The following is a 3214-nucleotide window of genomic DNA, read 5'->3' on the forward strand; positions in this document are numbered from 1 at the left end:
CCCGACCCGCCGGGCCGGCCGCCTTCCGAGGCGCGTCCGGCCGGTCCCCGCGCGCGTGCGTGCCCGCACGCCGCGCCGCCTTCCCCGTACACACTCCTCACCAAGGCCCCGCCGTGTTCGACTTCGCCGTGTTCGGCTCCCTCTTCCTCACCCTGTTCGTGATCATGGACCCACCCGGGATCACGCCGATCTTCCTCGCGCTCACCTCGGGCCGCACCGCCAAGGTGCAGCGCGCGATGGCCTGGCAGGCGGTCGCCGTCGCCTTCAGCGTGATCGCGATCTTCGGGGTCCTGGGCCGCCAGATCCTCGACTACCTGCACATCTCCGTGCCCGCGCTGATGATCTCCGGCGGGCTGCTCCTCCTCCTGATCGCCCTCGACCTGCTGACCGGCAAGACGGAGGAGCCCAAGCAGACCAAGGACGTCAACGCCGCCCTCGTGCCGCTCGGCATGCCGCTGCTCGCCGGGCCCGGCGCGATCGTCTCCGTGATCCTCGCCGTGCAGCACGCGCACGGGGTCACGGCGCAGGTCTCCGTCTGGGCCGCGATCGCCGCCATGCACGTCGTCCTGTGGCTGGTCCTGCGGTACTCGCTGCTGATCATCCGGCTGATCAAGGACGGCGGCGTCGTGCTCGTGACCAGGCTCGCCGGAATGATGCTGTCCGCCATCGCGGTGCAGCAGATCATCAACGGCGTCACCCAGGTCGTACGGGGCTCCTGAGCCGCGGTGGAGACGCCCCCCACACAGCACCGCGCCCCCCGGAACATCGGGGGGCGCGGTGGCGTCGTCTGCCGAACCGTATGATCGCGTCGGGGCGGCGGGAAAGAGAGTTACGAGGCCGGTGTCTCGGCCGGCCGGATGTAGATGCGCTGGCCCATCGCGGCGGCCTGCTGCACGATCCGGTTGACGGAGGCTGCTTCAACGACGGTGCTGTCCACGGCGGTGCCGTCGACGTCGTCGAGTCGCGTGATCTCGAAGCGCAAGGCTTCTCCCTTCGTCTGATCCTCCTGGTGGAGAACTACTGAACTGCTGATAACAGCGAAACTATCGAGCGAGTATCGATCGATACATCGGAATCAACGACTTTCGCTGTGCAAACATTCCCTACGCTAAAGAAATCTTTCGAGCATCTAACTACTGGCCGGTACGGGTGCCGGCCATGGAGAACGAAGCGCGTATGAGCGAGGCAAGCGAGCCGCAGACGGAGACCACCACGACGAGCGGCGAAGGCGTGCAGTGCCACGCGCCCGGCGGCGCCTTCGCCGACGACCTCGTGCAGCGGCTCTCGCACACCAACGAGCTGCTCACCCGCATGCTCGCCGAGGTGGCGAAGACCCCGTCCACGCACGCCATCTTCGTCGACGCGGGTTACGTCTACGCTTCGGCAGGGTTGCTGGTGGCGGGCACCGAGGACCGCCGCTCCTTCGACCTCGACGCCGAGGGCCTCATCGAGGCGCTGATCGACAAGGCGCGCGTCATCTTCGCGGACAGCAGGCTGCTGCGCGTGTACTGGTACGACGGCGCGAGGCGCCGCATCCACACCCCCGAGCAGCAGGGCATCGCGGAACTGCCCGACGTCAAGGTGCGCCTCGGCAACCTCAACGCGAACAACCAGCAGAAGGGCGTCGACTCGCTGATCCGCACGGACCTCGAGTCCCTCGCACGCCACCGCGCCATCAGCGACGCCGCACTCGTCGGCGGCGACGAGGACCTGGTCTCGGCCGTCGAGGCGGCGCAGGGCTACGGCGCGCGCGTGCACCTGTGGGGCATCGAGGGCGCCGACGGGCGCAACCAGGCCGAGCCGCTGCTGTGGGAGGTCGACAGCCAGCGCACGTTCGACCTCGACTTCTGCAAGCCGTTCGTGACCCGCAGGCCCGTCACCACCTGGGAGCACGAGGCGCAGCCGCCGCCGAGCCGCGACGAGGTGCGCTTCGTCGGCGCGCAGATCGCGGCGACCTGGCTGGTCGAGCGGGGCCGCGAGACGATGGCCGAGCTGCTGCCCGGCCACCCGTACCTGCCAGGCGGCGTCGACCAGGACCTGCTGATCGAGGCGGAGCGCCTGCTCCAGCGGTCCCTGCGCGGCCACGCGACGCTGCGCCGGGCGCTGCGCGACGGGTTCTGGCAGCACCTCCAGGCGCAGTACTGAGCCGGGAGGTACCGCCGCCCGTGGCGCCTCAGCGGTGGTCGTCCCAGAACCCGATCAGCGCGGCGGCCGTCGGGTCCGGCCTGTCCGTGTTGGGCGAGTGCCCCGCGTCCGGTACGACCGTCCTGCGCGCGCCGAGGCGCCGCGCCATGTCGTCGAGCAGCTCCGGCGGCCAGATGCCGTCCTCGTCACCCGAGACGACGTGCAGCGGCAGCGGCGGCCGCACCGCCGCCAGCTCGTCGACCCGGTCGGGCTCCGCCACCAGCAGACCCGCCGCCGCGACCAGCTGCGCCGGGTCCGTCGCCATCCAGCGCCTGCGCAGGTCGTCGCCGTCGACCGGGGTCTCTTCGAGCGGCGCCATCTCCGCCATGGCGTTCCACACCTGCTCCATCGTCATCACGGCGAGCGCGTCGATCAGCAGTTTCGCCCGCTCCCGCTCGGCCTGGGAGATCTCGGCGGGCCCCGACGACATCAGCGTGAGCGAACGGAACGGCCGCGCGTCGAGCAGCACCGCCGCGCGGGCGACCTGCCCGCCGAAGGAGTGGCCGAGCAGGTGCACGGGCGCGCCGAGCGCCTCGGCCTGCGCCAGCACGTCCGCCGCGAGTTCGGCCTGCGCGTAGCCGCCGGGGTCGGCGGGCGGCGCCGACTCGTACTGGCCGCGCCCGTCGACGGACACGACCCGGTAGCCGGCCGCGGTCATCGGTTCGAGCAGCGCGTTGAAGTCCTCCTTGCTGCCGGTGAACCCGGGCAGCAGGACGGCCGTCGCGACGGCCTCCCCGGCGGGCAGCGCCTCGATCACGGCGAAGTCGCCCCGGGAGGTGGCGAGCGTACGGGCACGGGCGCAGGCGGGCGGTGCGAAGCTGTGGGGCCGACTCATGGCACGAGGCTAACGGTGCGCCCGCGGTGCGCGCGCCGGTGATCCGGGCGGGCGCTGCGCCCCGGCCCGGGCCAGCGGCCCGGCATGCCGGTGGCCCGGAACCCCTCGGGGTCCCGGGCCACCATCGCGTCAGCCGCGGGCCGACGCCCGCCGCCTCACGCCTCCGGCTGCGCCGGCTTCGACGAGCGGGTGCGG

4 protein-coding genes are annotated in these 3214 nt (G+C 71.9%); 2 read left to right on the forward strand and 2 right to left on the reverse strand.

Features of this window, described 5'->3' with window-relative positions:
- Positions 1–113: 113 nt before the first annotated feature.
- Positions 114–719, forward strand: coding sequence for a MarC family protein (locus tag JFN87_RS32680; RefSeq protein ID WP_030912483.1), 606 nt, complete (start codon positions 114–116; stop codon positions 717–719).
- A gap of 110 nt (positions 720–829) precedes the next feature.
- Here JFN87_RS32680 and JFN87_RS32685 read toward each other — a convergent pair whose 3' ends face one another.
- A complete protein-coding gene (locus tag JFN87_RS32685) occupies positions 830–982 on the reverse strand; it encodes a DUF8834 family protein (RefSeq protein ID WP_199810043.1) in 153 nt (50 codons plus the stop codon).
- A 329-nt stretch (positions 983–1311) separates the two neighbouring features.
- On the opposite strand from JFN87_RS32685, the gene JFN87_RS32690 reads away from it, so the two are divergent.
- Positions 1312–2145: an NYN domain-containing protein gene (locus tag JFN87_RS32690; RefSeq protein ID WP_245182841.1), complete on the forward strand. Its 834-nt coding sequence runs from the start codon at positions 1312–1314 to the stop codon at positions 2143–2145.
- 28 nt (positions 2146–2173) lie between these two features.
- Here JFN87_RS32690 and JFN87_RS32695 read toward each other — a convergent pair whose 3' ends face one another.
- Positions 2174–3019, reverse strand: a complete 846-nt coding sequence (locus JFN87_RS32695; RefSeq protein WP_209346083.1) for an alpha/beta fold hydrolase — start codon at positions 3017–3019, stop codon at positions 2174–2176.
- Between the last annotated feature and the right edge of the window lie 195 nt (positions 3020–3214).

It is taken from the genome of Streptomyces montanisoli, assembly GCF_017813245.1.
Taxonomy (GTDB): domain Bacteria; phylum Actinomycetota; class Actinomycetes; order Streptomycetales; family Streptomycetaceae; genus Streptomyces; species Streptomyces montanisoli.